Annotated in this window: 24 protein-coding genes; 22 read left to right on the top strand and 2 right to left on the bottom strand. The window is 65.4% G+C overall.

All coding sequences use genetic code 11. The features are described 5' to 3' along the window. The first annotated feature begins 60 nt into the window (after positions 1–60). Positions 61–831 carry a TatD family hydrolase gene (locus FOC84_RS31600; protein ID WP_173149319.1) on the top strand — a complete coding sequence of 257 codons (771 nt, stop codon included), beginning with the start codon at positions 61–63 and terminating at the stop codon, positions 829–831. A gap of 38 nt (positions 832–869) precedes the next feature. After that, positions 870–1,772, top strand: a complete 903-nt coding sequence (locus FOC84_RS31595; RefSeq protein ID WP_173149316.1) for an ankyrin repeat domain-containing protein — start codon at positions 870–872, stop codon at positions 1,770–1,772. A 49-nt stretch (positions 1,773–1,821) separates the two neighbouring features. Here the strand turns inward: FOC84_RS31595 and FOC84_RS31590 are convergent, their stop codons facing one another. Further along, positions 1,822–2,520, bottom strand: coding sequence for a GntR family transcriptional regulator (locus FOC84_RS31590; RefSeq protein ID WP_173149314.1), 699 nt, complete (start codon positions 2,518–2,520; stop codon positions 1,822–1,824). A gap of 165 nt (positions 2,521–2,685) precedes the next feature. Between FOC84_RS31590 and gabT the strand changes: the two genes are divergently transcribed. The 10 genes from gabT (at position 2,686) to FOC84_RS31540 (ending at position 13,068) form a co-directional block, all read left to right on the top strand. Next, positions 2,686–4,044, top strand: a complete 1,359-nt coding sequence (gene gabT / locus FOC84_RS31585; RefSeq protein WP_173149312.1) for a 4-aminobutyrate--2-oxoglutarate transaminase — start codon at positions 2,686–2,688, stop codon at positions 4,042–4,044. Positions 4,045–4,054: 10 nt separating this feature from the next. Beyond that, positions 4,055–5,035, top strand: a complete 981-nt coding sequence (locus FOC84_RS31580) for an aminopeptidase (RefSeq protein WP_088158229.1) — start codon at positions 4,055–4,057, stop codon at positions 5,033–5,035. After that, positions 5,032–5,805, top strand: a complete 774-nt coding sequence (locus FOC84_RS31575) for an enoyl-CoA hydratase/isomerase family protein (protein WP_173149310.1) — start codon at positions 5,032–5,034, stop codon at positions 5,803–5,805. Before FOC84_RS31580 ends, FOC84_RS31575 begins: the two co-directional genes overlap by 4 nt. 29 nt (positions 5,806–5,834) lie before the next feature. Then, positions 5,835–7,034 carry a CaiB/BaiF CoA transferase family protein gene (locus FOC84_RS31570; RefSeq protein WP_173149308.1) on the top strand — a complete coding sequence of 400 codons (1,200 nt, stop codon included), beginning with the start codon at positions 5,835–5,837 and terminating at the stop codon, positions 7,032–7,034. 119 nt (positions 7,035–7,153) lie between these two features. Beyond that, on the top strand, positions 7,154–8,389 hold the full coding sequence (locus FOC84_RS31565) for an ABC transporter substrate-binding protein (RefSeq protein ID WP_438800855.1): 1,236 nt from the start codon (positions 7,154–7,156) through the stop codon (positions 8,387–8,389). Between the two features lie 28 nt (positions 8,390–8,417). Further along, positions 8,418–9,293: a branched-chain amino acid ABC transporter permease gene (locus tag FOC84_RS31560; protein WP_173149304.1), complete on the top strand. Its 876-nt coding sequence runs from the start codon at positions 8,418–8,420 to the stop codon at positions 9,291–9,293. A gap of 4 nt (positions 9,294–9,297) precedes the next feature. Next, a complete protein-coding gene (locus FOC84_RS31555; protein ID WP_173149302.1) occupies positions 9,298–10,200 on the top strand; it encodes a branched-chain amino acid ABC transporter permease in 903 nt (300 codons plus the stop codon). Beyond that, entirely contained in the window at positions 10,197–10,958 is a 762-nt protein-coding gene (locus FOC84_RS31550) for an ABC transporter ATP-binding protein (protein WP_173149300.1), read from the top strand. The genes FOC84_RS31555 and FOC84_RS31550 overlap by 4 nt, the downstream gene beginning before the upstream one ends. After that, positions 10,955–11,680, top strand: a complete 726-nt coding sequence (locus FOC84_RS31545; protein ID WP_173149298.1) for an ABC transporter ATP-binding protein — start codon at positions 10,955–10,957, stop codon at positions 11,678–11,680. Before FOC84_RS31550 ends, FOC84_RS31545 begins: the two co-directional genes overlap by 4 nt. Before the next feature lie 35 nt (positions 11,681–11,715). Next, on the top strand, positions 11,716–13,068 hold the full coding sequence (locus FOC84_RS31540) for an amidase (protein ID WP_173149296.1): 1,353 nt from the start codon (positions 11,716–11,718) through the stop codon (positions 13,066–13,068). Positions 13,069–13,104: 36 nt separating this feature from the next. Here the strand turns inward: FOC84_RS31540 and FOC84_RS31535 are convergent, their stop codons facing one another. Beyond that, positions 13,105–14,187, bottom strand: a complete 1,083-nt coding sequence (locus tag FOC84_RS31535) for a LacI family DNA-binding transcriptional regulator (protein WP_173149294.1) — start codon at positions 14,185–14,187, stop codon at positions 13,105–13,107. 164 nt (positions 14,188–14,351) lie between these two features. Between FOC84_RS31535 and hisD the strand changes: the two genes are divergently transcribed. The 10 genes from hisD to FOC84_RS31485 all read left to right on the top strand — a co-directional run bounded on the left by hisD (position 14,352) and on the right by FOC84_RS31485 (position 26,270). Further along, positions 14,352–15,659, top strand: coding sequence for a histidinol dehydrogenase (hisD, locus tag FOC84_RS31530; protein ID WP_173149292.1), 1,308 nt, complete (start codon positions 14,352–14,354; stop codon positions 15,657–15,659). A 120-nt stretch (positions 15,660–15,779) separates the two neighbouring features. Then, positions 15,780–18,029, top strand: coding sequence for an arylsulfatase (locus FOC84_RS31525; protein WP_173149290.1), 2,250 nt, complete (start codon positions 15,780–15,782; stop codon positions 18,027–18,029). Between the two features lie 66 nt (positions 18,030–18,095). Continuing rightward, positions 18,096–19,073, top strand: a complete 978-nt coding sequence (locus FOC84_RS31520; RefSeq protein ID WP_173149288.1) for a Bug family tripartite tricarboxylate transporter substrate binding protein — start codon at positions 18,096–18,098, stop codon at positions 19,071–19,073. Between the two features lie 175 nt (positions 19,074–19,248). Then, on the top strand, positions 19,249–19,995 hold the full coding sequence (locus FOC84_RS31515; protein ID WP_173149286.1) for an IclR family transcriptional regulator: 747 nt from the start codon (positions 19,249–19,251) through the stop codon (positions 19,993–19,995). A gap of 93 nt (positions 19,996–20,088) precedes the next feature. Next, a complete protein-coding gene (locus tag FOC84_RS31510; RefSeq protein ID WP_013393488.1) occupies positions 20,089–20,832 on the top strand; it encodes a transporter substrate-binding domain-containing protein in 744 nt (247 codons plus the stop codon). Next, positions 20,829–21,497, top strand: coding sequence for an amino acid ABC transporter permease (locus tag FOC84_RS31505; protein ID WP_173149284.1), 669 nt, complete (start codon positions 20,829–20,831; stop codon positions 21,495–21,497). Before FOC84_RS31510 ends, FOC84_RS31505 begins: the two co-directional genes overlap by 4 nt. An 8-nt stretch (positions 21,498–21,505) precedes the next feature. Further along, positions 21,506–22,291, top strand: coding sequence for an amino acid ABC transporter ATP-binding protein (locus FOC84_RS31500; protein WP_302053206.1), 786 nt, complete (start codon positions 21,506–21,508; stop codon positions 22,289–22,291). Further along, a complete protein-coding gene (gene hutG, locus FOC84_RS31495; protein ID WP_173149282.1) occupies positions 22,288–23,235 on the top strand; it encodes a formimidoylglutamase in 948 nt (315 codons plus the stop codon). Before FOC84_RS31500 ends, hutG begins: the two co-directional genes overlap by 4 nt. A gap of 302 nt (positions 23,236–23,537) precedes the next feature. Then, on the top strand, positions 23,538–24,827 hold the full coding sequence (locus FOC84_RS31490; RefSeq protein ID WP_173149280.1) for a Glu/Leu/Phe/Val family dehydrogenase: 1,290 nt from the start codon (positions 23,538–23,540) through the stop codon (positions 24,825–24,827). 333 nt (positions 24,828–25,160) lie between these two features. Beyond that, the gene (locus FOC84_RS31485) at positions 25,161–26,270 is read left to right on the top strand and encodes a porin (protein WP_173149278.1); all 1,110 of its coding nucleotides are present in this window, start codon (positions 25,161–25,163) and stop codon (positions 26,268–26,270) included. Positions 26,271–26,439: the final 169 nt, after the last annotated feature.

The following is a 26,439-nucleotide window of genomic DNA, read 5'->3' as shown; positions in this document are numbered from 1 at the left end:
CCCGGCGGCGCTTCGTCCGGCAAAGGGCGCAGCGCCGCGGCACTTGTATCCAGACTCATCATGTACGTCGATTCCCACTGCCATTTGAACTTTCCGGAACTGGCCGCCGACCTGCCGGCCATTCTCGACCGGATGGCCGCCAACCAGGTCACGCATGCGCTGGTCGTCAGCGTCAACATGCCGGAATGGCCGGGGCTGATGTCGCTGGTCGAGCCGCAGGCCAATCTGTGGGCCTCGGTCGGCGTGCACCCCGATTACGAAGACACGCCGGACCCCACGCCCGAAGAGCTGGCGCGCCTGTCCGAGCATCCGAAGGTCGTGGCCATCGGCGAGACTGGGCTGGACTATTACCGCCTGTCCGAACCCCTGGATTGGCAGCGCGAGCGCTTCCGCCGCCACATCCGCGCCGCGCGCGACACGGGCCTGCCCCTGATCGTGCACACGCGCTCGTCCGCCGAGGACACCGTGCGCATGCTGCGCGAAGAGCAGGCGGCCGAGGTCGGCGGCGTGATGCATTGCTTTACCGAAAATTGGGAAGTGGCACAGGCCGCGCTGGACCAGAACTTCTATATTTCCCTGTCGGGCATCGTGACCTTCAAGAATGCGCAGATCGTGCATGAAGTGGCCGCCAAGGTGCCGCTGGACCGCTTGCTGATCGAGACGGACTCGCCGTACCTGGCGCCCGTGCCGTACCGGGGCAAGCTGAACGACCCGTCCAAGGTGATCCACGTGGCCGAGAAGATCGCGGATCTCAGGGGCATATCGGTGGCTGAGGTTGCGCGTGCTTCAACGGATAATTTCTTCCGTCTTTTCAATAAGATAAAGAAGTAATCTAATCTAATTTATTTAAAGTAATTTATAGGAAATCCATGGCTGCCCGCAACGCTTCCGTCCAGAACACCCTCTTGTCGTGTTGCCGTGGAGCGCTGCTGGCGCTGGCCGTCGGTATGGCGGTTCCGGCCGCGGCGCAGGCGGCCAACCCCGGCGATTGGTGGGTCTATGTCGCCAATGACTATCCGGACGACATCAAGGAACTGCTGGCGCGCGGCGAGGATCCCAACGTGCGCTACAAGAATGGCCAGCCGGCGCTGATGCGCGCGGTGGTTGACGGCGCCTGGAAGGTGTTCGACGTGATCGCCGCCGACAAGCGCACCGACGTCAACGCCGAGAACCCGGCGGGCGAGACGCCGCTGATGTACCTGGCCATCGCCGGCCAGACCGAGCGCGCCAAGAAGCTGATCGCCCGCGGCGCCCAGGTCAACCGCCTGGGCTGGACGCCTTTGCACTACGCGGCGTCCAAGGGCCAGCTGGAAATGGCCCGCCTGTTGCTGGCGCACAAAGCCATGGTCAACGCGCCCGCGCCCAATGGCGAAACGCCGCTGATGATGGCGGCGCTGTCCGGCCGCAAGCCCATGGTGGACCTGCTGCTCAAGGCGGGGGCGGACGTGGGCTCGCGCGATACCAAGGGCCAGACTCCGGCCGATTGGGCCAGGACGGGCAAGTCCACGGCAGTGGCGGCGGAACTGGACAAGCTGATCGCCCAGCAAGAAGAAACCCGCCGCAAGCTGCGCGCGTCGCGGCCGGCCGAAGAGGGCGCCGAGGCGGTGGGGGCGCAGGCGGGCGCGGCAGTGAGCGCGCCGGCCAGTCCGGAGCCGGGCGCGGCCGCCGCGCAGGCTCCCGCCGCGGAAAAGAAAGCCCCGGCCGCGTCTTCCGCGGTTCAGGGCGTTTCGGGCGTCAAGCTCAACAACTACGACGAGCCCGCCGCGCCCTGAGGCGCGGGTTCGTCCGCGGCCGGCCCGCAAGGGGCCGGCCCGTGCCGCTTCAGATGACGTAGTTCTTGTAGCGCTCGATATAGTCGCGGGCGCTGCCGTTCAGTTCGCGCACGCAGCGCTCGGCCTCGTCGGCGTCGCCGCGCACCATGGCGTCCAGCAGGGCGCGGTATTGCTTGATCCCCATCTCTGAACGGCCCGGCAGCAAGGCCACGCGGCGCATCGACACGCGGGTGCGGTCGTAGATGCGCTCGATCATGTCGCTTAGTACCGGATTGCGCGCCAATTCCTTGATGTGGTTGCGGAACTGCTCGATCGTGGCCACGTGGGCCTCGATGTCGCCGCTTTTCAGGCTCTGTTCGAAGGGCTCGCCCAGCAGGGCCTGCATCGCCGCCCAATCCTCGGGCGTGGCATTGGCCATCGCCAGCCGCACCGCCAGGCCATCCAGCGCCTCGCGCACCTGATACAGGCGGTAGGTCGTTTCCATGTCGACCAGGGCCACCACGGCGCCCTTGTTGGGCACCCGTTCCACCAGCGCGCGGTCTTCCAGCGTCGCCAGCACTTCGCGCGCCTTGGCGCGCGGAATCTCGTAGGCCTGCGCCAGGTCTTCTTCCGGCACGCGGGTGCCGGGCAGCAAGGCCTGCGACGCAATGCGTTCCCGCATATCCAGTATGACTTCGTGGGTGGAAGCCGCCTTGCGTGTTTCGGGGGCGGCGGCGTCGGCAGAGGCAGTCGCGCGTTTGTTGGGCATGTAGGCACCTGGGTTGAGTGGCTCAAAGCATAGCATTTTTTTGAACTCAAAATTGTGCACAATTTAGAGTGCGTAGTTGTAAATCATCATTGACACAATAAAACGCACAAGAATATAGTGGCTTCACTTCGTCGCCGTACCCACTCATCCAAGGAGCCCAGGGCAATGAAAGATGCCGCGCAGTCCCCTCAACTTCCCGGCCCGCAGTGCCAGGCATACCTGGCCCGGCGCAATGCCGCCGTCGCCCTGGGCGTGGCCAACGGGCCCCCGGTGTTCGCCGCCGCTGCCCGCGGCGCCACGCTGACCGACCTGGACGGCAACGCCTACATCGATTTCGCCGGTGGCATCGGCACGCTGAACGTCGGCCATGCGCACCCCGAGGTGGTGGCCGCCGTCCAGGCGCAGGCCGCGCGCTATCTGCACACCTGCTTCAACATCGTCATGTATCCGGAATACATCGAGCTGGCCGAAGCGCTGGTCGATCTGGTTCCGGGAGCCTGGCCGAAGAAGGCCATGCTGCAGACCACGGGCGCCGAAGCCGTGGAAAACGCCATCAAGGTGGCGCGCCGCGCCACCGGCCGGCAGGCGGTGGTGGCCTTCGAGAACGCCTTCCACGGCCGCACCTACATGGCGCTGTCGCTGACCGCCAAGGCGCCCGCCTACAAGACCGGCTTCGGTCCGTTCGCGGCCGAGGTCTACCGCGCGCCGTTCCCGGTGCGCTACCGCTCGGGGCTGACCGAAGCCGAATGCGCCGAGGCCGCCTTCAGTGAGTTCCGCCGCCTGGTCGAAACCGAGATCACACCGGAACAGCTCGCCGCGGTGATCATCGAGCCGGTGCAGGGCGAGGGCGGTTTCCATGCCGCGCCGCCCGCCTTCCTGCAGGCGCTGCGCACCTATTGCACCCAACACGGCATCGTGCTGATTGCCGACGAGATCCAGTCGGGCTTCTGCCGCACCGGGGAATGGTTCGCCACCCAGCATGGCGGCATCGAAGCGGACCTCTACACCCTGGCCAAGTCCATGGGCGGAGGGCTGCCGATAGCGGCGCTGGTGGGGCGCGCCGACCTGATGGACGCGCCCGCCGTGGGCGGCTTGGGCGGCACCTATGGCGGTAATCCGCTGGCTTGCGCCGCGGCGCTCGCCACCATCGCGGTCATGCGGCGCGAGGACTACGCGGCGCGTGCCCGCGACCTGGGCGGCCGGGTGCGCGCACGCTTCACGGACTGGGCCGGACAGTTCGGCATCGTCGGCGACGTGCGCGGCCTGGGCGCCATGGTGGCGTTCGAGGTCGTGCGTGGCAACGGCGACGACAGTCCCGCCGGCGACCTGGCAGCCCACATCGTGCAGGCCGCCTACCAGGGCGGGCTGGTGCTGGTGAAGGCGGGCTTTTACGGCAACGTGATCCGCTTCCTGGCGCCGCTCTCGATTACCGACGAGGAACTGGCCCGCGGCCTGGACATCCTCGGGCGCGCGGTGGCCGACGCCCAGCGCATCGCCGACGCCCGCGCGTCGCAAGCGGCTTGAGGAGCGCGCCATGCACACACTGTTGAAACTGAAGAACGCCCGCAAGGTGGTCAGCCAACTGGGCGCGGCCAAACCGGGCATGGAAGTGCTGGTGCTGTACGACCTGCACACCCACCACAACGTCGAGCCCCTGGCCATCGCGGTGGACGAGGCGGGCGCCGGCCTGCACCTGCTGCAGATCGCGGGCTCCGCACGCCACGGCCGGCAGTTGTCGCCAGTGGTGGCCCAGGCCATGCAAGGGGCCGACCTGGTCATCGCGCTGACGCGCGCCAACGCCGCGCATACCGATGCGCGCCAGCAGGCCACGCGCGCCGGGGTCGGCGTGATCGTGCTGCCCGAATCGCATCTGCCCGACTTCTTCCTGGCCGAAGGCTGGGACTGCGACTTCGACGCGCTGCGCCCGCAGATCCAGGGGCTGGCCGACGCGCTGACCCGCGCCGACACGGCCCGCGTCACCAGCGAACTTGGCACCGACGTGACCATGAGCATTGCTGGCCGCCGCGGCCGCGCGCTGCACGGCTTTGCCAATACCACCGACATTTCGGCGGGTTATTGCCTGGAGTCCAGCCTGGCGCCGGTGGAAGGCACGGCCGAAGGCGTGATCGTGGTCAACGCCAGCATCCCTGGCGTCTCGCTGATTCGCGACGAGCCCGTGCGCATCCATATGGAGAAGGGCATGGCGGTGGCGATCGAGGGCGGCGCGGTGGCGCGCCAGTTCCGCGAGCTGCTGGCCAGCTTCAACGATCCGCAGGTCTACAACCTGGGCGAACTGGGCGTGGGCATGAATCCGCGTTGCCAATTGGACGGCACCATGCTGTCCGACGAATCGGTCTACGGCTCGATCCAGCTGGCGCTGGGCACCAGCGCCTATATCGGCGGCACCGTCAAGGCGGCGGCGCACTACGACACCATCGTCACCGACGCCACGCTGGAGCTGGACGGCAGGGTGGTGCTCAAGGGCACCGAACTGCGCCTGGAGGACGCGGCATGAGCATAGACCTGAGCCGCGACGCCGATGGCGTGGCCACCGTGCTGATGAACCGCCCGGAAAAGCGCAACGCGTTCACGCTGGACATGTACCGGGAGTTCGGCCGGGTCATGCGCGAACTGGACGCCGACGATACGGTGCGCTGCGTGGTGCTGCGCGGCGCGGGCGGCGCCTTCTGCGCCGGCAGCGACATCGGCGGCTTCGAGGAAGACCGCGATGGCGCCGCGCAGGCCGCCGAGTACGCGCTCTTCACCCTGTCCATGACCGACACGCTCAAGCACCTGCGCCATCCGACGGTGGCCTGCATCGAAGGCGTGTGCGTGGGCGGCGGGCTGGAGCTGGCCGCCCTGTGCGACATCCGTATCGGTGGGCGCAACAGCCGCTACGGCATCCCGGTGAACCGGATCGGGCTGACCGTGGACCACCAGGAACTGGCCGACCTGATCCGCGTGGTGGGCGCCGCGCGCGTGCTGGAGATCCTGCTGGAAGGGAACATCTTCGGCGCCGACGAAGCCATGTCCAAGGGCCTGTTGAGCCGTATCGTGGACGACGAGCGCGTGGCCGAGCAGGCCTACGCCACCGCCCGCCGCATCGCCGCGGCGGCGCCGCTGGTCAACCGCTGGCACAAGCGCTTCGTGGGCCAGCTGCGCGAAGGGCGCGCGCTGACCCAGGACGAACGCGGCGAAGCCTACGCCTGCTTCGGCACCGAGGACTACCGGCGCGGCCGCGCAGCCTTCGCCGCCAAGCGCATTCCCGAATTCATCGGCCGCTGAACCGGCCACCGACCCGAGACGGACCGCATATGACTCAAGCTGCATCCCCCCTTGCCGGCATCAAGATCCTGGACCTCTCGCAGATCATGGCCGGCCCGTATTGCACCATGGTGCTGGCCGACCTGGGCGCGGAAGTGATCAAGGTCGAGAAGACCGGCGCCGGCGACGATTCCCGCGAGATGGGCCCCTACGTGAACGGCGAGTCCACCTGTTTCGCGCAGATCAACCGCAACAAGCAGGGCGTGGCGCTGAACCTGAAGGACCCCGAGGCCCGCGAAGTGCTGTACGAGCTGGCCCGCTGGGCCGACGTGGTGGTCGAGAACTACCGCGTGGGCGTGACCAAGTCGCTGGGCGTGGACTACGAAACGCTGTCGCGCATCAATCCGCGCCTGGTGTATTGCTCCATCTCCGGCTACGGCCATTCCGGGCCCTCCGCGGGCAAGGGCGGCTTCGACCTGGTGGCCCAGGGCATGAGCGGCATCATGAGCATGACGGGCGAGCCCGGCGGGCGGCCCTTGAAGTCGGGCATCGCCATCTATGACGTGGGGGCGGGGTTGACCGCGGTCTACGCCATCCTGGCCGCCTGCATCCACCAGATGAAGACGGGCGAGGGCCAGCACATCGACATCGCGCTGGCCGAGTGCGGGCTGCCCTGGTTCGTCTGGGAGGCCGCCGCCTACTTCGCCGACGGCACGGTGCCGGAAGGCACCGGCAGTCGCCACCGGGTATCGGCGCCGTACCAGGCGTTCAACACGCGCCAGGGTTTCATCATGATAGGCGCGGCCAACCAGCGCACCTGGGAGCGTCTGTGCGCGGACGTGCTGGAACGTCCCGAGCTGATTACCGATCCGCGCTTCATCACGAACTCCGACCGGCTGACCCATATCGCCGAACTGGAACCCATATTGGAAGCGGAGTTCGCGCGCGCCGACGCCGCCGAATGGATTGAACGCTGCGAGCGGGCCTCGGTGCCTTGCGGCCCAATCAACGACTTCGGCCAAGCCATGCAGGACCCGCATTACCTGGCGCGCGGCATGGTGCAGGAACTGGAGCACCCCGCGCTGGGCAAGATGAAGACCATCGGCATTCCAACCAAGTTTTCCAAAACGCCGGGCGCCTTGCGCACCGCGGCGCCGCTGATGGGCCAGCATACCGACGAGGTGCTGCGGCGCTTTGGCGTGCCGCAGGACAGGATTGCCGGCATGCGCGCCAGGGGAGTCATCGCGTAGCCAGTCAACCGCAGCAGGCAGTATCGAAGTCGAATCCAAGCTCCAAGGGGACGCCGGCCTAAAAGACGCCGGCGGCTATTCGAAGTTGAACAAAGATGTTCACGCCGCAAGGAACCTTCATGACACAGCCCACCACTCTTTCCCGCCGCGGCTTCATCGCGGCCAGCGCCGCGCTGGCCGCCTGCGGCGTCGTTCCCTCCCTGGTCCGGGCGCAGTCGGCCCAGCCGTTCCGGCTGGGGGCGCTCAATTCCATCACCGGCGTCGGCGGCCCCTACGGGCCGGCCATGCTGGAAGCCATCAAGATCGCGATTGACGAGGTCAACGCCGCCGGCGGCGCGGCCGGCCGCAAGATCCAGCTCTATGCCGAGGACGACCAGACCAAGCCCGATGCCGCCGTGCTGGCGGTGAAGAAGCTGATCGAGATCAACAAGGTCGAGGCGGTGGTCGGCATCTGGCCCTCGTCGGTGGGCCTGGCCGCCATGCCCATCACCAACGCGGCCGGCCTCATCACCATGAATACCTGCGGCGCGCCCGAAATGCTGACCGAGAACAAGCTCGGCCTGGCCTGGATGTACCAGGCGTCCAACGCCGTGTTCGGCCGCGCCTTCGCCGAAGTGGCGCGGCAGCGCGGCTTCAAGCGGCCGGCGGTCATGGCCTTCAATAACTCCACGTTTGTGGGACAGGCCAACTACTTCCGTGATGCCTGGCAGGAGAAGGGCGGCAAGGTCAGCGCCTTCACCATCTACGAACCCAACCAGACCACCTACCGCACCGAGCTGACCAAGGTGCTGGCCTCCAAGCCCGACGTGATCTCGCTGAGCGCCTACCGGCCCGACGCCACCATCATCCTGAAGGAATGGTTCCAGACCGGCCAGGACTGCAAGTTCATCATGCCCGGCTGGACCGCCAACGAAGACCTGGTGAAGGCCCTGGGCAAGGAGGCCACCGAGGGCATCATTTCGATCTCCAACGTCGCCGCGCACGAACACCAGGCGTACAAGACCTTCGCCGCCGAATTCCGCAAGCGCACCAAGCGCGAGCCGGACATCTTCGCCTCGCAGTCCTACGACATGGTGATCACGCTGGCGCTGGCCATCGAGACGGCCGGGCCGACCGCGGACGTGGCCGCCATCAACGGCAAGATCCGCGCCGTGACCGCGCAGGGCGGCGGCGAAAAGGTCAGCGGTTTCGCGCAAGGCCAGGCGCTGCTGCGCGCCGGCAAGCCGGTGGACTACGACGGCGCGTCCTCGCGCCTGGATTTCGGCAAGCAGGGCGAGACCGTGCCGGACTTTGGCGTCTTCGACATCCGCGACGGCAAGCTGGTGCTCAAAGAAGTCATCGCAGGCCAAGTCTGACCATAAGAAACACTAGGGGAACACAAGTATGGATGCAATCACCGTCATCAACGCCGCGATCAACGGCGTTGTGATCGGGATGCTGCTGGCCTTGCCGGCACTGGCGATCACGCTGGTGTTCGGCATCGCCCGCTTTCCCAACGCCGCCAGCGGCGACTACATGACGCTGGGTGCCTACGTGGCCGTCTTCACGCAGGCGCTGGCCGGCGGATCGATGCTGGCGGGCGGCTTGGCCGCCGTCGCCGCCACGATCCTGGTCAGCCTTTTCTTCTATGCCTGGGTGTTCCGGCCGCTGGAGTCGCGCTCCAACGTGTCGCGCCTGATCGCGTCCATCGGCGTGGCGTTCGCGCTGCGCAGCACGATCACCTTCTTCGCCGGGCAGGACCAGTACACCTTCGACATGCCGCTGACGCGCGCCTGGAATTTCGGCGGCGTGCGCATCCTGCCCACCGACCTGTATATCGTCGGCACGGCGGTGGCGGCGCTGGCGCTGGTGTTTGCGCTGATGCATATGACGCCCACCGGGCGGCGCATGCGGGCGGTGGCGGACAACCCGGAACTGGCCGCGGCCAGCGGCATACGCGGGCGGCGCGTGATGATCACGTTGTGGAGCATCGCCGGCGCCTATTGCGGGCTGGGCGGCGTGCTGCTGGGCATCAAGGCGGTGGTGATCCCCGAGCTGGGCTGGGAACTGCTGATGCCCATGTTCGCGGCCGTGATCCTGGGCGGCATCGGCAATCCGGTGGGCGCCATCGTCGGGATCATGGTGTTCAGCATTGCGCAGGAAGTCGCCAGCCTGGTGGTCGGGCCGGCCTACAAGATCGTGTTCGCCTTCGCGGTGCTGCTGTGCGTGCTGCTGCTGCGTCCCCAGGGCATCTTCGGCCGTCCGATGGCGGCGAGGTGAAATCATGGAAGCCTATCTGATTGCAATCGCCATCGGGATCCTGATCTACATGCTGCTGGCCTTCGGCCTGTCGCTGCACTACGGGTTCACCGGATTGATCAACTTCGGCCACGTCGGCTTCTTCGCCATCGGCGCCTATACCTCGGCCCTGCTGTCGCTCAAGGGCGTGCCCATACCCATCTCCATGGCGGCGGCCGCCGCCTTCGCGGCGCTGGCGGCCTGGCCGCTGGGCATGATCGCCTTGCGGCTGGGCAGCGACTACCTCGCCATCGTGACGCTGGGCTTCTCGGAGTCGGTGCGCATGATGCTGCAGACCGAGGAATGGCTGACGCGCGGCATGCACGGCCTGCCGGGCATCCCGCGGCTGTTCGCGGGCTGGGCCTCGCCGCAGACGGTGGACCTGTGGATCATGCTGCTGTTGTTGGCGGTCAACGCCGGCGCCTTGCTCCTGATCCACCTGGTGATACGCAGCCCCTTCGGCCGCGTGATCGAGGCGGTGCGCGACAACGAGGTGGCGGTGCGGGCACTGGGCAAGGATCCGGCCCGTTTCAAGACCCGTTCGCTGATGCTGGGCGCGGGGCTGGCCGGCCTGGCGGGCGCCTTCCAGGCGCACTACCTGACCTTCATCAGTCCGGAACAGTTCGTGCCGCTGATCACCTTCTACATCTGGATCGCCATCATCCTGGGCGGGGTGGGGCGGCTGAGCGGCGTGGTGGCTGGCACGGTGCTGCTGGTCGGGTTCCTGGAAGGCTCGCGCTTTGTGCGCGACTTCGTCGGCGGCATCTCGGAGGTGCAGATGGCCAGCGTGCGCATCGGCGTCATCGGCCTGGCGCTCATCTGCGTGGTGCTTTACCGGCCCCAGGGCATTTTCGGCAACACAAGCACCACCCGCAGGAGAAAGGCATGACGCTGCTTTGCATCAAAGGGCTGAGCGCCAGTTTCGGCGGCTTCAAGGCGCTGGACGACGTGTCGCTGGAAGTGCGCAAGGGTGAAATGGTCGGGGTGATCGGCACCAACGGCGCGGGCAAGAGCACGCTGTTCTCGGTGGTCACGGGCTACATCCCGCCCAGTTCCGGGTCGGTGCGCTTCGCCGATGAAGACATCACGGGCGTGGCGGTGCACCAGCGCGTGCGCCGGGGCCTGGCGCGCACCTTCCAGGTGCCGCGCGAGTTCAGCCAGCTGACGGTCTTCGACAACATGATGGCCGCCGCGCCGGACCAGCGCGGCGAAAAGCTGGCGGCGTTGGTCTTCGCCCGCCGCGAAGTCGCCCGCGAAGAGGCGCGCAACGCGGAGCGGGTGCACGAATTGCTGGCCTTCCTGAACCTGTCGCGCGTGGCGGACGAGCCCGCGGGGAAACTCTCGGGCGGCCAGAAGAAGCTGCTGGAGCTGGGGCGGCTGCTGATGCTGGAGCCGCGCTGCATCCTGCTGGACGAACCGTTCGCCGGCGTCAATCCGGTGCTGATCGAAGAGCTATCGGCGCGCATCGTGGAGCTGAACCAGCGCGGCCTGACCGTCGCCATCATCGAACACAACCTGGAAGAGCTGTCGCGCATCGTGCCGCGCATGTACGTCATGGACCGCGGGCGGGTCATCGCCGAAGGCTCGCCCGACAGCGTCCTGGCCAATGAACAGGTGCGCGAAGCGTACATGGGGGGAGTGATATGAGCCAGCTCGTCATGCAAGGCCTGTCCGGCGGCTACGGCGAGGTCGATATCGTGTCCGGCATCGACATGCACGTGGCGCCGCGCGAGATCGTCACCATCGCCGGCACCAACGGCGCGGGCAAGTCCACGCTGGTCAAGGCGGTGATGGGCCTGCTGCCGCGCATCGCCGGCGCCATGGCCTTCGATGGCCGCGACCTGCTCACGCTGCCGGTCGAGGAGCGCGTGCGCATCGGCATTTCCTATGTGCCGCAGGTGCGCAATGTGTTCGGCGCGCTGACCGTGCTGGAGAACCTGCAGGTGGTTGAACACGTGCAGGCGCGCGAAAAGCGCATCCGCGACATGTTCGACTTGTTTCCCGCCCTGGCCGGGCGGCGCAAGACCCACGCCGAGAACCTGTCCGGCGGCGAGCGCCAGCAACTGGCCTTCGCCCGCGCGCTGATGTCCTCGCCGCGGCTGATGGTGCTGGATGAACCGTCGGCCGCCTTGTCGCCGGCGCTGACCGAGCAAGTGTTTGCCGAAGTGCGGCGCCTGCCGCAGATCGGCGTGGGCGTGCTGATGGTGGAGCAGCGCGCGCGCCAGGCGCTGGCGTTCAGCGACCGCGGCTACATCCTGGATTCCGGCCGCATCGTGCTGACCGACACGGGGCAGGCGTTGCTGGCCAACCAGCATATGAGCGATTTGTATATAGGGCGGGGCGGCCATGCCCAGCCGTCAGGCGCCTAGCGTCCCTTTCCTGCATCCTTTCCAGGAGCCGTATCTTGCGTACTTCCGACACGAGTGTTTCCCCGGCGTCCGTTGCGCGCCGCCCGGCGCCCGGCGCCATCGCCACTTTGACCGCCACCCAGGGCCTGGCCGCGCTGGAGCAGGGCAGGCTGACCTGCGAGGCCTGGGCGCGCGCCTGCCTGGACCGCATCGAGGAACGCAACGGCGGCGTCAAGGCCTGGGTGCGAGTGGACGCCGAGGGCGCGCTGGCCCGCGCCCGGGAATGGGACCGCCATGGCCGGCGGCGCGCGCTGGACGGCGTGCCGCTGGGCATCAAGGACACCATCGACACGGCGGCCATGCCCACCGAGTTGGGCGATCCCGAGATCTTCCCCGGCCGCCAGCCCGAGGCGGACGCGCCCGTGGTGACGCAGGCGCAGGCACTGGGCTTTAACGTGCTGGGCAAGAACACCGTGTCGCGCCATGCCATCATGCTGCCGGGGCCCGCGCGCAACCCGCATGACCTGACCCGCACGCCGGCCGCGTCCTCGGCCGGCTCGGCGGCGGCCGTCGCCGACTTCATGGCGCCACTGTCCATCGGCACGCAGACGGCGGGCTCCATCCTGCGGCCGTCGGCGTTCTGCGGCGCGGTGGGCTTCAAGCCCACGCTGGACGCCATTCCCTACGTGGCGATCCGGCGCTATTCGCGGGTATTGGACGTGATCGGTCCGATCTCGCGCTCGGTCGACGATGCGGCGCTGTTCATGCGCGCGTTCACCGGCGACCCGCGCTTCGATCCGGCCTCGACGCTGCGCAGCGATTTCCGCCTGGGCGTATGGCGGCCGAAGGACTGGGCCGACACCGAGCCCTGCATGCGCGAGAGCTTCGAGGCCAATCTGCGCACGCTGGCTGCCGCAGGCGTGACAGTCACCGAGCTGGCCATGCCGCCGGCCTTCGACACCATGGGCGAGGCGCAGGACGTGATCATGGCCTACGACCTGGCGCGCGAGTACGCCGCGCTCAAGCGCGACCATGCGGCGCTGTGCGATCCCGGGCTGATCGAGTACCTGACCATGGGCGAGGGGCTATCCGCGGCCGACTACGCCGCCGCGCTGGACGCCGCCGACGCCTGCCGCCGCGATTTCTACGATGCCGCGCGCGAGGTCGACGCGGTCGCCATGCCGTCCACGCTGGGCGAGGCGCCGCCGGCCAGCTCCACCGGCAGCTCGGCCTTCATCCGCATCTGGTCCCTGCTGCACAACCCGTCCATCACCTTGCCCGTCGCGCGCGGCCCCAACGGCCTGCCGCTGGGCTTCCAGATGGTCGGCTTCGTGAAGGAAGATGCGCGGCTGCTGTACTGGGCGCGCTGCGCCGAGCGCATTCTGGGGTCGACCGCCCACCAGGTTTGAACAGCCCCTGACCAGAGCATGATCCTGTGTGGAAGGTCACCGAGTTTGCGAGTGAGTCCTTTGACTTTGAGAACCAACCGGCGCGCTGAGGCAGGCCGCCGTTGTTTCACGCTGGATCAGGTGGATAGGCAGCACATCCCGCGATACCGTCGTGGGTATTGGTCCATTGATGCGATCCAGCAGCCGTCGAGCGGCGGTGCGAGCCATCGTTTCAACCGGTTGCCGGATTGTCGTGAGGGACATCACGTGCGTGCCCGCCAGGGGCATATCGTCGAATCCCAAGACTGACAGCTGCTGCGGCACTGCGATTCCCTTGCGCTTGGCCGCTTCAAGCACGCCCAGCGCCATGGTGTCATTGCCTGCAATGATCGCGGAAACGGGCTGCGGTCCAGACAGCAGGGTCATGGCGCTCGAATAGCCGCTTTCCATGGTGTACATGCCAAAAATCAGCGGGATGTCCTGGCGACGAATTCCCTGGCTTTCCAGCCAGATCAAGGCGCCTTCCGATCTGTCGCGACTGGTTGAAGTATTGCGTTGGCCCATGACCAGCCCGATCCGTCTATGGCCCAGCTCAAAAAGATGACGTGCCGCTTCGGCCCCTGCATGAACGTTGTCGATTTCCACGGTATCGACGTTCGAGTTGTCGACTGAGCGGATGACAAGAACGAGAGGAATGGCTCGGCGTTTCAGTTCCGTGACGATAGGAGAATCCAGCGTCGCGGTTGCCAGCACTAGCCCATCCAGATAGCCATCGACAAGCGGACGCAGCTTTTGCAGGCAGTTCGACTCGCTCATCGAATCGATGATGAGAATCATGTGGTAGCCGGCTTCGTCGAACGCATCATGCAAATGAGCGATCAAGGACGTGATGAATGGGTTGTGCAGCGCTTCCACCACGACTCCGATGACTTTCGTCGCGGCCTTGCGCAGCTTTCTGCCCTGCATGGGCAAGCGATATCCCAATTGTGCCGCCGCCTCCTGAACGGCATCGCGCGTGGCGGCGCTGATTGCAGGGTGGCCGGATAGTGCCCGCGAGACGGTGGACACGGCGACTCCCGCGCGATCTGCAACGTCCTTCAACTTTTTCTTCTGGGGAGCCGACTCGTCGTCGTCATGCATGGCGGGCCTTGTGTCGAGGGTTTTTACCGATTATTTGCACTGCATTTGCACTTTGAGTTGCACCATAATTGACGCAAACGGAAATGCAAAATATAGCAATTTTTGCACTCGATGCGCAATCGTGAATGTCGGATAGCTAACTTTTCATCAACTTGGAGCAAGCGATGGTTCGGTTTCTGAAGCAAGGGCGTACGGAAGAGCAATCGGAGTCCGATGCGGCGCAGGTGCAAAGCACGGTCAGCGGCATTCTTGCCGATATCGGGAAGCGAGGGGACGAGGCGCTCCTCGAGTACTCCCGGAAGTTCGACCAATGGGCGCCCGAATCTTTCAGGCTCACGGATGTTCAGATTCAAGACTGTATGGCGCAATTAAGCGCGGGGCAGCTCGACGACATCCGCTTTGCGCAAAAGCAGATACGCAATTTTGCCCAGCTCCAGAAGGAATCCATGCGCGATGTCGAGGTCGAGACCCTCCCAGGGGTCATTCTCGGGCATAAGAATCTTCCGGTGGAAAGCGTGGCCTGCTATGTGCCGGGGGGGAAATTCCCGCTGGTTGCGTCGGCGCATATGGGCGTGGTCACGGCAAAGGTTGCGGGTGTGCCGCGCGTGGTCGCTTCGTCGCCCGTGGTGAACGGCAAGCCGTCGGCTGCCGTGGTCGCGGCAATGCACTTGGCCGGGGCGGACGAGATCTATACCCTGGGTGGCGTGCAGGCCATTGGCGCCTTCGCCATCGGCACGGCAAGCATTCGTCCGACGACCATGGTCATTGGCCCCGGCAACGCTTACGTGGCCGAGGCAAAACGACAGCTATTCGGCCGGATCGGGATCGACCTGCTGGCAGGGCCGACGGAAACCTTGGTCATCGCTGACGATTCGGTCGATGCCGAGCTGTGCGCTACCGACCTGCTTGGCCAGGCTGAACACGGCTACAACACGCCCGCGATCCTGATCACCAACTCGGAAACGTTGGCTCGCGAGACCATGCAGGAAATCGAACGCCTGCTGAAGATCTTGCCCACCGCGAACACGGCTGGCGTCTCATGGCGCGACTACGGCCAGGTAATCGTGTGCGACAGCTACGAGGAGATGGTGGAGCAGGCCGACCTTATCGCCAGCGAGCATGTCCAGGTCATGACGCGAGATCCCGACTACTTCTTGAACAATATGCGGAACTACGGCGCGCTATTCCTTGGGGCGCGTACCAACGTCGCATACGGCGACAAGGTCATAGGCACGAATCACACCCTGCCTACGGGCAAGGCTGCGCGCTACACCGGGGGCTTGTGGGTGGGAAAGTTCATCAAGACCTGCACCTATCAGAAGGTCTTGACGGATGAAGCTTCCGCCCTGGTCGGCCGCTATTGCTCCAGGCTGTGCGGCATCGAAGGCATGGTAGGCCACGGCGAGCAGGCGAACATCCGCATCCGCCGATATGGCAACACCGATGTGCCTTATGCCGGGGTTGCCGCCTGACCGGACGGTCGGCTCCCGCTGGCTTGGGCTCGCGCCGCGCGGACCTTTGCAGCTGCAAGGTCCGGGCCGCTTTTAATTGAATGTGATCGAGACGACTCGACGACTTGGCAAGGGATGACAATGGAAAAAACCGAAGATGAATTCAAAGGCGAAATAGGCCGCACGTATCGAGACTCGACGCCATCGTGGCCGGAGCAGGTTCGCGTTCCCAAGGACGCGCCCAATATCGTATTTATCGTGCTCGACGATGTGGGTTTTGCCGACCTGGGATGCTATGGGTCGGAGATTGCGACGCCGCGCATGGACCGGCTGGCGGCGAAGGGCGCGCACTATTCGAACTTTCACGTGACTTCCATGTGCTCACCGACACGGGCCTGCCTGTTGACGGGCCGCAACTCGCATGCGGCAGGGGTGGGCATCATTGCTGAATGGTCCAGCGGCTATCCAGGGTACGCGGGCCAAGTCGGGAAAAATGCGGCCACCGTGCCCGAAGTTCTGGGCTTGCATGGCTATTCCAGTTACGCCGTCGGGAAATGGCATTTGACCAATATCGCCGACTACGGCGCGGCGGGCCCGCACGACAACTGGCCCATAGGCAAGGGCTTCAACCGCTGGTACGGGTTTCACGGCGCGCTGACGGATCAATGGAATCCTGAGCTATGCCAGGACAACCGTCCCATCCAGCTCGAGAAGACGGACGACTATCACCTGAGCACGGATCTCGTTGACCATGCAATCACCGACATCAAGGATCACGTCAGTTCTGCCCAGGGACGGCCGTTCTTCCTGTACTTGGCGTTCGGCGCTTGCCATTGGCCTCATCACGTGCCCCAGGAGTACATCGAGCGCCACCAGGGCAAATATGACTGCGGTTGGGACGTCATTCGCGCCCAACGACACAAGAAGCAATTGGAATTGGGCGTCGTGCCGCCCGGAACGGCGCTTGCGCCGCTGAATCCAGGGGTCCGTCCATGGACAGAATTTCCGGCGGACGAGCGCACGCTATTGGCGCGCCTTCAGGAAACCTATGCGGGTTTCCTGGAGCACACGGACGATCAGGTAGGCAGGCTCGTCGATCACCTGGAAGCCATCGGCCAACTGGACAATACGCTGATCGTATTGCTGTCCGACAACGGCGCAAGCCCCGAGGGCGGCCCGACTGGGGCGATCAACTTGCGTAAGCATATGGTTTACGAGACGGAATCGCCGCAGGTCGGCATCGCGCACCTGGACAAGATCGGCAGCGAGCTGGCGTACAACCATTACCCCACCGGCTGGGCGCAAGTCTCCAATACTCCCCTGAAGTGGTACAAAAAAAACGTGCACGGAGGCGGGGTCCGCGCGCCGTTGATCATCCATTGGCCGGGACATATCGCCGATCCTGGGGTATTGAGACATCAATATCATCACGTCATCGACATTGCGCCGACGCTATACGAAATCATGAACATCGAGGCGCCCGGGCAATACAAGGGCGTGCCGCAATTGCCGGTGCATGGCATCGGCATGAATTACACGCTCGCCGACGTCCAGGCGCCGACGCAGAAGGACTCCCAGATTTTCGAGCTACTGGGAGATCGCGCCATCTGGCATCAAGGTTGGAAGGCGGTTTCACGGCACCCGAAGGGGCGTGACTTCGACCTGGACCAATGGGAGCTTTACCACCTGTCCGAGGATTTCTCCGAGGCTTCAGATCTGGCCAAACAGCATCCGGAGAAGCTTGAGGAACTCGTGGCCCTCTGGTGGGAGCAGGCGGGACGGTATGGCGTCCTGCCTTTGGATGACAGGGATTGGGAGCGGGCGGCCGAGCGGCTCAAGATGAACCAGACGCTGCACTATGAATTCCATAGCAATATGGCCCGGGTGGACAGAATGCAATCCCCCGACATCACGGACCGCAGCTATGCCATTGAGGCGAGATTCACCGTCGGCGAAGAGCCGCCGCGAGGCGTGCTGTTGGCCTGGGGCAGCCATTTCGGCGGCTTCGTGATTTACCTGAAGAACGGACGGCTTTGTTATGAGTACGTGTACTCCGAGTCGCTGACGCATCGTATCGAGAGCCCGTACCAGCCTCCGCCCGGCAATGCCATTGTCGAACTCCATTTCACACGGACGGGAAAGAACGCCGGGCGAGCAGTATTGCTGGCGGATGGCAATGAAGTCGGCGAAGTCGAGATACCCAAGACCTGGCCCACGCACGGCACGACCGCAGGGCTGAACTGCGGACAGGATGCCGGCGCGCCCGTGAGTTTCTCCTATCAGAAGCCGTTCCGGTTCAACGCGAGCGGATTGAAAGTGACGGTGAGCCTTGCGACGGACAGTGAAAGCGAGGCGGGGGCGGCGTACGCCGCCGCTCTGAAAGAACAATAAGGCGTCTGGCGTATGCCGTCGTCGGCCGTACGTCGGGACAGTACTTTTAAAAGAACAGGAAACGTTATGTGGAAAGCACTTTTACGTTCGTTCGGGCTTGCGTGCAGCTTCGCCGCTGTGTTGCCGTCTGCGCATGCCGAGGCCGTCTACCCGGCCAAACCCATCCGTCTGGTGGTGGCGTTTTCGCCGGGCGGCTCAGCGGATATCCTGGCCCGCCTGCTGGCGGAGAGAATGGCCGAGAACCTGGGAAAGCCGGTCATTGTCGAAAACAAGGCTGGGGCCAGCGGCAACATTGGCGGCGACTTTGTCGCACGTTCCGCGCCGGACGGGTACACGTTGTTGCTGGCTTCGGCCGGGCCGACAGTCATCAATCCCAGCCTGTATTCCAACATGCCCTACGAGCCGGCGACGGATCTCGCGCCCGTTTCGCTATTGATCAAGGATTACAACCTGATGGTGATCAATGCTTCGATCCCGGCAAGAAACCTGAAGGAGTTCATTGCCTATGCGAAGTCCCATCCTGGCAAGCTGAGTTTTGGTTCACCCGGAACAGGGACGCCAGCGCATTTGGCGGGTGAACTCCTCAATCAACGGGCAGGAACGGAATTGCTGCATGTTCCCTACAAGGGGACCGGCCCGGCCATTACAGACCTGCTGGCAGGGCACATCACCATGATGATCGACAACATGCCGCCGTTGTTGCCTTATGTGCAGTCGGGAAAACTGCGGGCCTTGGCAGTGGCTAGCCAAGCGCGAGCGGAATCCATGCCGGACGTGCCCACCGCCAAGGAAGCCGGACTGGATGGTTATGTGGTTACCGCATGGAAGGGCTTGATGGTGCCCGCCGGCACGCCCGGGCCCGTAATCGAGCGGCTGCACGTAGCGGTTACGCAGGCGTTGGCGAGTCCGGAAATGAAAAAGCGCTTGGTGGAGCTTGGCGCGGAGCCCGTCGGAGGTAGCCCTGCCCAATTCGCAGAGCAGATTCGCAACGATACGGCGTGGTGGGCGGCGCTGATCAAGTCGACGGGCACAACGCTGGATTAGGCCATGGTCCATTCAGTCCGCAATCGCGGCGAGCGGGCGCTGTTTTGGGATGGGCCGTACCGCCGGCCCATCCGATCATTTTCCGGGTTTTCCCCAATTATTCTCAAAATTTGGGAATAAAAACCTGGATAAGAACCAAAAATTGATAATCTGCGCTCCATTAGCTTGGAGCCACATGTTGAAAGCGGATCTATCAGTCGGGGCAGGCGCGGATCGCGTGCTGTACGTGCTGGCCACCCTGGCCAGGCACGACGGCCCCCTCAGCATCGCCGCCTTGGCCGAGCAGACCGGCCTGGCGCAAAGCACCCTGTACCGTCAGGTGGCGCTGCTCAAGCGCTGGGGGTTCGTTGCCGAGCACGATGGCGAATACGGCCCCGGCCCGCTGTGCGTGCAACTGGCCTGGGGCTTTGACCAGTCCTCGTTCCTGATCCATGAAGCGCAGCCCGACATGGCCGCGCTGGCCGCCGCCTCCGGCGAAACCATAGGCCTGCTGGTGGCGGTCAAGGACCAGGCGGTGTGCCTGGACATGATCGAAAGCCAGCATCCGCTGCGCTGTTCCTTCACCAAGGGGCGCGGCCTGCCGCTGGCGCGCGGCGCCTCGGCCAAGTCGCTGCTGGCCTTCATGCCGCTGGCCCGCCAGCAAGCCGCGCTGGCCTATCTGGCGGCCGAAGCCGGCATGGACGCGATTCGTCTCGGGCAGGAGCTCGAAGCCATCCGCATCCAGGGCTACGCCGTTACTGACAGCGAGGTCGACGCCGGCGTTTGGGGCGTCAGCGTTCCCATTTTTCAACGCGCCAACCAGGCCGTGGCCTCGATCACGCTGATGGCGCCATCGACCCGGGCCGCCCAGCGGCCCGAGGCATTGACCGAAATGACCGTGGCCGCGGCCCGGCGCATCTCGGCGAAATTGCAGGTTCATTAAGCCCGCGCCTCGCGGCAATCGACCTTTTTCCTTGTATTCCACGCCGTATCAGTACCCATCCGACCGCCGTATCCACTTTCGATAGGACCCACCATGACCACTCGCCGCACACTGCTGACCGCCGCCCTGACGCTGGGCCTCGCCTGGAGCGCCGGTCCGGCGTTCGCCCAGGAAACCATCCGCGCCGTGACCGACGCGACTTTCCCGCCGATGGAGTTCGTCAAGGACGGCAAGCGCACTGGCTTTGACATCGAACTGGTGGAAGCCCTGGCCGGCGCCATGGGCAAGAAGGTCGAGTGGATCGACATCGACTTCAAGGGCCTGATTCCCGCCCTGCAGGCCGGCCGCGCCGACATCGCCGTGTCCGCCATCTACATCACGCCGGAACGCGCCAAGGTCGTGGACTTCACCGATCCCTACTACGCGGGCGGCCTGGTCGTCATGACCAAGAAGGACGGTCCCGTCAAGACGCTGAAGGACCTGGACGGCCGCAAGGTGTCGGTGCAGGTCGGCACCAAGTCGGTCAACTACCTGAAGGAGCACTACCCGGCGGTGCAGCGCGTGGAAGTCGAGAAGAACCAGGAGATGTTCAACCTGGTGCAGATCGGCCGCGCCGAAGCCGCCGTGACCGGCAAGCCTGCCGCCAAGCTGTTCGCCCAGAGCACGCCGGACCTGACGGTGCTGAACGACCAGATCACCACCGAGGACTACGGCATCGCCGTACCCAAGAACAAGCCCGAGCTGACCCGTGAACTGAACGCCGCGCTGCAGAAGCTCAAGGCCGACGGCAGCTACCAGGCCATCGTCAACAAGTGGTTCGAGGCTCCCGCGAAATGAACCTGGATTTTTCTCCCGTTTTCGCCGACTTCGGCGAGCTGATCAATGGCGCCGTGGTCACCGTCGAGGTGACTGCGGGCGCCTTGCTGCTGGCCTGCGTCATCGGCCTGCTGGTCGGCGTGGGGCGCCTCAACCCGAAGCGCTACGTCATCTATAACCTGTGCAGCGTCTACCTGCTGCTGTTCCGCGGCACGCCCTTGCTGGTGCAGTTGTTCATCTGGTTCTTCGGCCTGCCGCATTTCGGCATCACGCTGCCGGCGTTCGCTTGCGGCGTGCTGGGCCTGGGCATGTACTCCGGCGCCTACGTGTCGGAAATCGTGCGCGGCGCGATCCAGTCGGTGGACCGCGGCCAGACCGAAGCGGCCCGTTCGCTGGGCATGTCCTCCGGCCAGGCCATGCGCATCATTGTGCTGCCGCAGGCGGTGGTGCGCATGATCCCGCCGCTGGGCAACGAGTTCATCGCGCTGATCAAGAACTCGGCGCTGGTGTCGCTCCTGACCATTCACGATCTGATGCATGAAGGGCAGAAGATCATCAGCGTGTCGTACCGCTCGCTGGAAACGTATCTGGTGGTGGCGCTGATCTATCTGATCCTGACCACGGCCACCATGTTGGTGCTGCGCCAGGTTGAAAACCGCCTGCGCGCGGGAGGGATGGTGCAATGAACACCGCAATGAACTCGGCGGCGAACCCGCAAGAAATGATCCGTATCCGCGGCCTGCGCAAGTCCTACGGCGACCACGAAGTGCTGCGCGCGATCGACTTCGACGTGCTGCCGTCCCAGGTGGTGGTGGTGATCGGGCCCAGCGGCTCGGGCAAGAGCACCTTGCTGCGCTGCTGCAACGGCCTGGAAGTGGCGCAGGCCGGCACCATCGACATCTGTGGGCAGACCCTGCTGGACCACGGCAAGCTGTTGCCCGAAGCCGCACTCAACCAGCTGCGCATGCAGGTGGGCATGGTGTTCCAGGGCTTCAACCTGTTTCCGCACCTGTCGGTGCTGGACAACGTCACGGTCGGTCCGCGCACGCTGCGCGGCATGGGCCGCGAGCAGGCCAATGCACTGGCGGCGGACTTGCTGGACAAGGTCGGCCTGAGCCAGAAGATGGCGGCCATGCCTGCCAGCCTGTCCGGCGGGCAAAAGCAGCGCGTGGCCATCGCCCGCGCGCTGGCGATGCAGCCCAAGGTCATGCTGTTCGACGAGCCGACCTCGGCGCTGGACCCGGAACTGGTGGGCGAAGTGCTGCAGGTCATGAAGCTGCTGGCCCGCGAAGGCATGACCATGATGGTGGTCACGCACGAAATGGGCTTCGCCCGCGACGTGGCGGACAGGGTGGCGGTGATGGACGGCGGCGTGATCCTGGAATCCGGTTCGCCCGATGTGATCTTCACCCAGCCGCGCGAAGCGCGTACCCGCGAGTTTCTGCAGGCGGTGTTGAACGCGGGGCAGGGGGCTGCATGAGCATGGCGCAATTCGACAAAAGCCTGTGGAAGGCCCGCGACGACAGCGCCGAACAAGGCGACACGCGCCGCTTGGCGCATATCGTCGAAGCGGCCGCCGGCCAGGTCCGCAAGGGCGAGGCGGCGCTGCTGGGCTTCGCCTGCGATGCCGGCGTGGCCCGCAACCAGGGCCGCATCGGCGCGGCCGAAGGCCCGTCGGTCATCCGCAAGTTCCTGGCAGGCTTGCCGGCGCACGGCCTCACGCGCCTGCTGGACGCTGGCGACGTGGCCTGCGAGGGCGACCGGCTTGAAGACGCCCAGGAACAGCTGGGCCTGCGCGTGGCGGAACTGATGGAGCAGGGCGCCCGTCCGCTGGTGCTGGGCGGCGGCCACGAGATCGCCTGGGGCAGCTTCCAGGGTCTGGCGCGCTGGCTGGATGCCCGTGGCGACAGCGAACCCGTGCTGGTGCTGAACCTGGACGCGCACTTCGACCTGCGCACCGGGCGGCCTGGCAGTTCGGGCACGCCGTTCGACCAGATCTCGCGCTACTGCGAGGAACGCGGCCGGGCCCTGCAGTACGCCTGCCTGGGCGTATCGCGGCTGGCCAATACCCCGGCGTTGTATGCGCGCGCCGCCGAAGTCGGCGCCATCTGGGTCGAGGACCGCGACATGCAGGAGCGCCACCTGGCGGCGCGCCTGGCCAACGTCGACGCCTTGCTGGCCCGGGCACGGCATGTGTACCTGACCATAGACCTGGACGTGCTGCCCGCAGGGGTCATGCCAGGCGTCTCGGCCCCGGCGCCCTATGGGGTGCCGTTGACGGTGATCGAGGAAATCGTCCTGCGGGTCAAGGCCAGCGGCAAGCTGCGCCTGGCGGACATGGCGGAGTTCAGTCCGCGCTACGACCAGGACGGCCATGGCGCACGCGCGGCGGCTCGCCTGGCCTGGCAGTTGCTGAACGATTGAACGCACCGGTGCTGCATCCATCGGATGGAGCATGGCAGGACCAAGCGGGGCGGTTTCCTTAACAGGAAACCGCCCCGCTTTTCATCCGCCTTGCGGCTGGCTGCAAGGCCTCCCTCGTAGGACTGGCAGGCTGGACGTTGGCAGTTTGGCGGCTTAGGATAAGGGCAGCATCAGGCTTGGGTTTGCGGCGCGTTCGATAGCCGCAACAGTTATGCGTCCCCAATTAAAATATTTTTGTTTTAAATGGGGACGCTATAACTTTCGTGGATAAAATGGCGCAACTTTGTCAGGAGAGCCAGCTCATGTCTCAAACTCCCACCCACGCATTGCCGTCTTATCTGAACGCCGAGGACCTCGGCCCCTGGGGCAACTACCTGCAACAAGTCGACCGGGTCACCCCGTATCTTGGTTCGCTGGCGCGTTGGGTCGAGACCCTGAAGCGCCCCAAGCGTTCCCTGATCGTCGACGTGCCGATCGAACTCGACAACGGCAGCATCGCCCACTTCGAGGGCTACCGCGTCCAGCACAACGTCTCGCGCGGTCCCGGCAAGGGCGGCGTGCGTTTCCACCAGGACGTCACGCTCTCCGAAGTGATGGCGCTGGCGGCCTGGATGTCGATCAAGAACGCCGCGGTGAACCTGCCCTACGGCGGCGCCAAGGGCGGCGTGCGGGTCGACCCGCGCACGCTCTCGGCCTCCGAGCTGGAACGCATGACGCGCCGCTACACCTCGGAAATCGGCGTCATCATCGGACCGTCCAAGGACATCCCGGCGCCCGACGTGAACACCAACGCCCAGACCATGGCCTGGATGATGGACACGTACTCCATGAATGAAGGCGCCACCGCCACCGGCGTGGTCACCGGCAAGCCGATCGCGCTGGGCGGCAGCCTGGGTCGCGTCGAGGCCACCGGCCGCGGCGTGTTCGTGGTGGGCTGCGAAGCCGCGCGCGACATGAACATCGACGTGTCCAAGGCGCGCGTCGTGGTGCAGGGCTTCGGCAACGTGGGCGGCACAGCCGCCCGTCTGTTCCATGAAGCCGGCGCCAAGGTCATCGCCGCGCAGGACCACACCGGCACCGTCCACAATCCGGCCGGCCTGGACGTGCACAAGCTGCTGTCCTACGTGTCGCAGCATGGCGGCGTGGGCGGCTTCTCCGGCGGCCAGTCCATGGACCGCGATGAGTTCTGGACGCTGGAAACCGAATTCCTGATCCCGGCCGCCCTGGAAAGCCAGATCACCGCCGCCAATGCCGCCAAGGTGCGCGCGAAGATCGTGGTGGAAGGCGCCAACGGCCCGACCACGCCCGAAGCCGACGACATCCTGGCCGAACACGGCGTCTACGTCGTGCCGGACGTGTTGGCCAACGCCGGCGGCGTGACGGTCAGCTATTTCGAATGGGTGCAGGACTTCTCCAGCTTCTTCTGGAGCGAAGACGAGATCAACCAGCGCCTGGAGCGCCTGATGCGCGAAGCCTACGCTTCGGTGTCGCAAGTGGCCAAGGAGCACAAGGTCACGCTGCGCACGGCGGCGTTCATCGTCGCTTGCACGCGCATCCTGCAAGCGCGCCAGGTGCGCGGCCTGTACCCCTGATACCCGATACGGCGGGGCGTCCCCGGACGCCGCGCCGAGGAGGGCAGGAGACAAAAAAGGAAATCGCCCCGCAAGGGGCGATTTCCATTTGCGCGCCTGCACGCGCACCGCGCATGAATAGCACATCGGCATTGCAGGCCTGCGCGCGCCGCGCCGGTGTCGGCCTGGCGCGACACCATGCGCCTTTTTCGCGGCCTAGGGAATTTCCCAGCTTGCGTAACCAGAATTGACACATTGCGTCCCTAGAATCCGTTCCTGCCATGCGCCGGGCGCGCCGCACGCCATGCGTGCCAGCCCGGATGCGCATGTCTGTTCAATCAATGGGAATTTGCAATGAAAAAGACTTTGTTCGTCACCGCCATGCTGGCCGCGTTCGGCGCAACGGCGCAAGCGGAAACCTCGGTGACGCTCTACGGCCTGATCGACACCGGTATCGGCTACCAGCGCATCAAGGGCGATGGCTACCATGAGTCCAAGGTGGGCATGGTCAACGGCGTGTCCAGCGGCTCGCGCTGGGGCCTGCGCGGCGCCGAGGATCTGGGCGACGGCCTGAGCGCCGTGTTCACGCTGGAAAGCGGCTTCAATTCGGCCAGCGGCGTGTCGGGCCAGAGCAGCCGCCTGTTCGGCCGCCAAGCCACCATCGGCCTGAAGAGCACCTCGTGGGGCCTGTTGGAACTGGGCCGCCAGACCAACATCGCCTCGAAGTACTTCGCCGCGATCGATCCGTTCGGCGGCAGCTACGGCCAGGCCAACGTCGGCGTGGCCTTCAGCGCCGCCAACACGGTCCGCTACGACAACATGGTGCAGTACTCGACGCCGTCGTTCAGCGGCGTGCAGTTCGGCATCGGCTACTCGTTCAACGCCGCCGACACGACCGCCGCGCAAACCGGCTTCAAGACCGCCGACAACACCCGCGCCATCACCACCGGCCTGCGCTATGTCAGCGGCCCGGTGAACCTGGCGCTGACGTATGACCAGCTGAACCCCGCGAACCAGTTGAACACCGACGCCACGCCCAAGTCGTGGATGATCGGCGGTTCGTATGACTTCGAAGTGCTGAAGCTGGCGCTGGCCTATGGCCAGACGCGCGACGGCTGGTTCACGGGCCAGGGCGTCAATGCCTTCGGCAGCGGCAGCCCCACGGCCAAGGGCTTCGGCACCAACGTGGCGGTGTCGGGCTTCAAGGCCAATTCCTACCTGGTGGGCCTGAGCGTGCCGATCGGCGGCGCGAGCAACATCCTGGCTTCGTGGCAGCGTGCGGACACGGACAGCGACAAGCTGACCGGCGACGACGCCACCATGAACATCTACAGCCTGGGCTACACCTACAACCTGTCCAAGCGCACCAATCTGTACGCCTTGGGTTCGTATGCCACCAACTTCGCGTTCACCGACGGCGTGAAGAGCACCGTGGCCATGGTGGGCGTGCGTCACCGCTTCTAAGAAGCAAGGCGAGCCAGGGCGGCGCGTCTGCGCCGCCCTGCCGCCGCGGTTGCACTGAGCGGACTGGGCGTCTTACCCGGCCACAGACGCGAAAAAAGCGGCCACCTCCCTAGCTCCATCCTCAGTCCGCTCAACCTAACCCCGGCTTGCTGCCGTGCGCAGCGCCCGC

The organism is Achromobacter pestifer (assembly GCF_013267355.1).
GTDB classification, from domain to species: domain Bacteria; phylum Pseudomonadota; class Gammaproteobacteria; order Burkholderiales; family Burkholderiaceae_B; genus Achromobacter; species Achromobacter pestifer_A.
This window is presented reverse-complemented; position numbering and strand designations above follow the sequence as displayed.

Coding starts and splice junctions, on each gene's coding strand:
- FOC84_RS31600 (WP_173149319.1), top strand. CDS start 61: ATGTACGTCGATTCCCACTGCCATTTGAACTTTCCGGAACTGGCCGCC.
- FOC84_RS31595 (WP_173149316.1), top strand. CDS start 870: ATGGCTGCCCGCAACGCTTCCGTCCAGAACACCCTCTTGTCGTGTTGC.
- FOC84_RS31590 (WP_173149314.1), bottom strand. CDS start 2,520: ATGCCCAACAAACGCGCGACTGCCTCTGCCGACGCCGCCGCCCCCGAA.
- gabT (WP_173149312.1), top strand. CDS start 2,686: ATGAAAGATGCCGCGCAGTCCCCTCAACTTCCCGGCCCGCAGTGCCAG.
- FOC84_RS31580 (WP_088158229.1), top strand. CDS start 4,055: ATGCACACACTGTTGAAACTGAAGAACGCCCGCAAGGTGGTCAGCCAA.
- FOC84_RS31575 (WP_173149310.1), top strand. CDS start 5,032: ATGAGCATAGACCTGAGCCGCGACGCCGATGGCGTGGCCACCGTGCTG.
- FOC84_RS31570 (WP_173149308.1), top strand. CDS start 5,835: ATGACTCAAGCTGCATCCCCCCTTGCCGGCATCAAGATCCTGGACCTC.
- FOC84_RS31565 (WP_438800855.1), top strand. CDS start 7,154: ATGACACAGCCCACCACTCTTTCCCGCCGCGGCTTCATCGCGGCCAGC.
- FOC84_RS31560 (WP_173149304.1), top strand. CDS start 8,418: ATGGATGCAATCACCGTCATCAACGCCGCGATCAACGGCGTTGTGATC.
- FOC84_RS31555 (WP_173149302.1), top strand. CDS start 9,298: ATGGAAGCCTATCTGATTGCAATCGCCATCGGGATCCTGATCTACATG.
- FOC84_RS31550 (WP_173149300.1), top strand. CDS start 10,197: ATGACGCTGCTTTGCATCAAAGGGCTGAGCGCCAGTTTCGGCGGCTTC.
- FOC84_RS31545 (WP_173149298.1), top strand. CDS start 10,955: ATGAGCCAGCTCGTCATGCAAGGCCTGTCCGGCGGCTACGGCGAGGTC.
- FOC84_RS31535 (WP_173149294.1), bottom strand. CDS start 14,187: ATGCATGACGACGACGAGTCGGCTCCCCAGAAGAAAAAGTTGAAGGAC.
- hisD (WP_173149292.1), top strand. CDS start 14,352: ATGGTTCGGTTTCTGAAGCAAGGGCGTACGGAAGAGCAATCGGAGTCC.
- FOC84_RS31525 (WP_173149290.1), top strand. CDS start 15,780: ATGGAAAAAACCGAAGATGAATTCAAAGGCGAAATAGGCCGCACGTAT.
- FOC84_RS31520 (WP_173149288.1), top strand. CDS start 18,096: ATGTGGAAAGCACTTTTACGTTCGTTCGGGCTTGCGTGCAGCTTCGCC.
- FOC84_RS31515 (WP_173149286.1), top strand. CDS start 19,249: ATGTTGAAAGCGGATCTATCAGTCGGGGCAGGCGCGGATCGCGTGCTG.
- FOC84_RS31510 (WP_013393488.1), top strand. CDS start 20,089: ATGACCACTCGCCGCACACTGCTGACCGCCGCCCTGACGCTGGGCCTC.
- FOC84_RS31505 (WP_173149284.1), top strand. CDS start 20,829: ATGAACCTGGATTTTTCTCCCGTTTTCGCCGACTTCGGCGAGCTGATC.
- FOC84_RS31500 (WP_302053206.1), top strand. CDS start 21,506: ATGAACTCGGCGGCGAACCCGCAAGAAATGATCCGTATCCGCGGCCTG.
- hutG (WP_173149282.1), top strand. CDS start 22,288: ATGAGCATGGCGCAATTCGACAAAAGCCTGTGGAAGGCCCGCGACGAC.
- FOC84_RS31490 (WP_173149280.1), top strand. CDS start 23,538: ATGTCTCAAACTCCCACCCACGCATTGCCGTCTTATCTGAACGCCGAG.
- FOC84_RS31485 (WP_173149278.1), top strand. CDS start 25,161: ATGAAAAAGACTTTGTTCGTCACCGCCATGCTGGCCGCGTTCGGCGCA.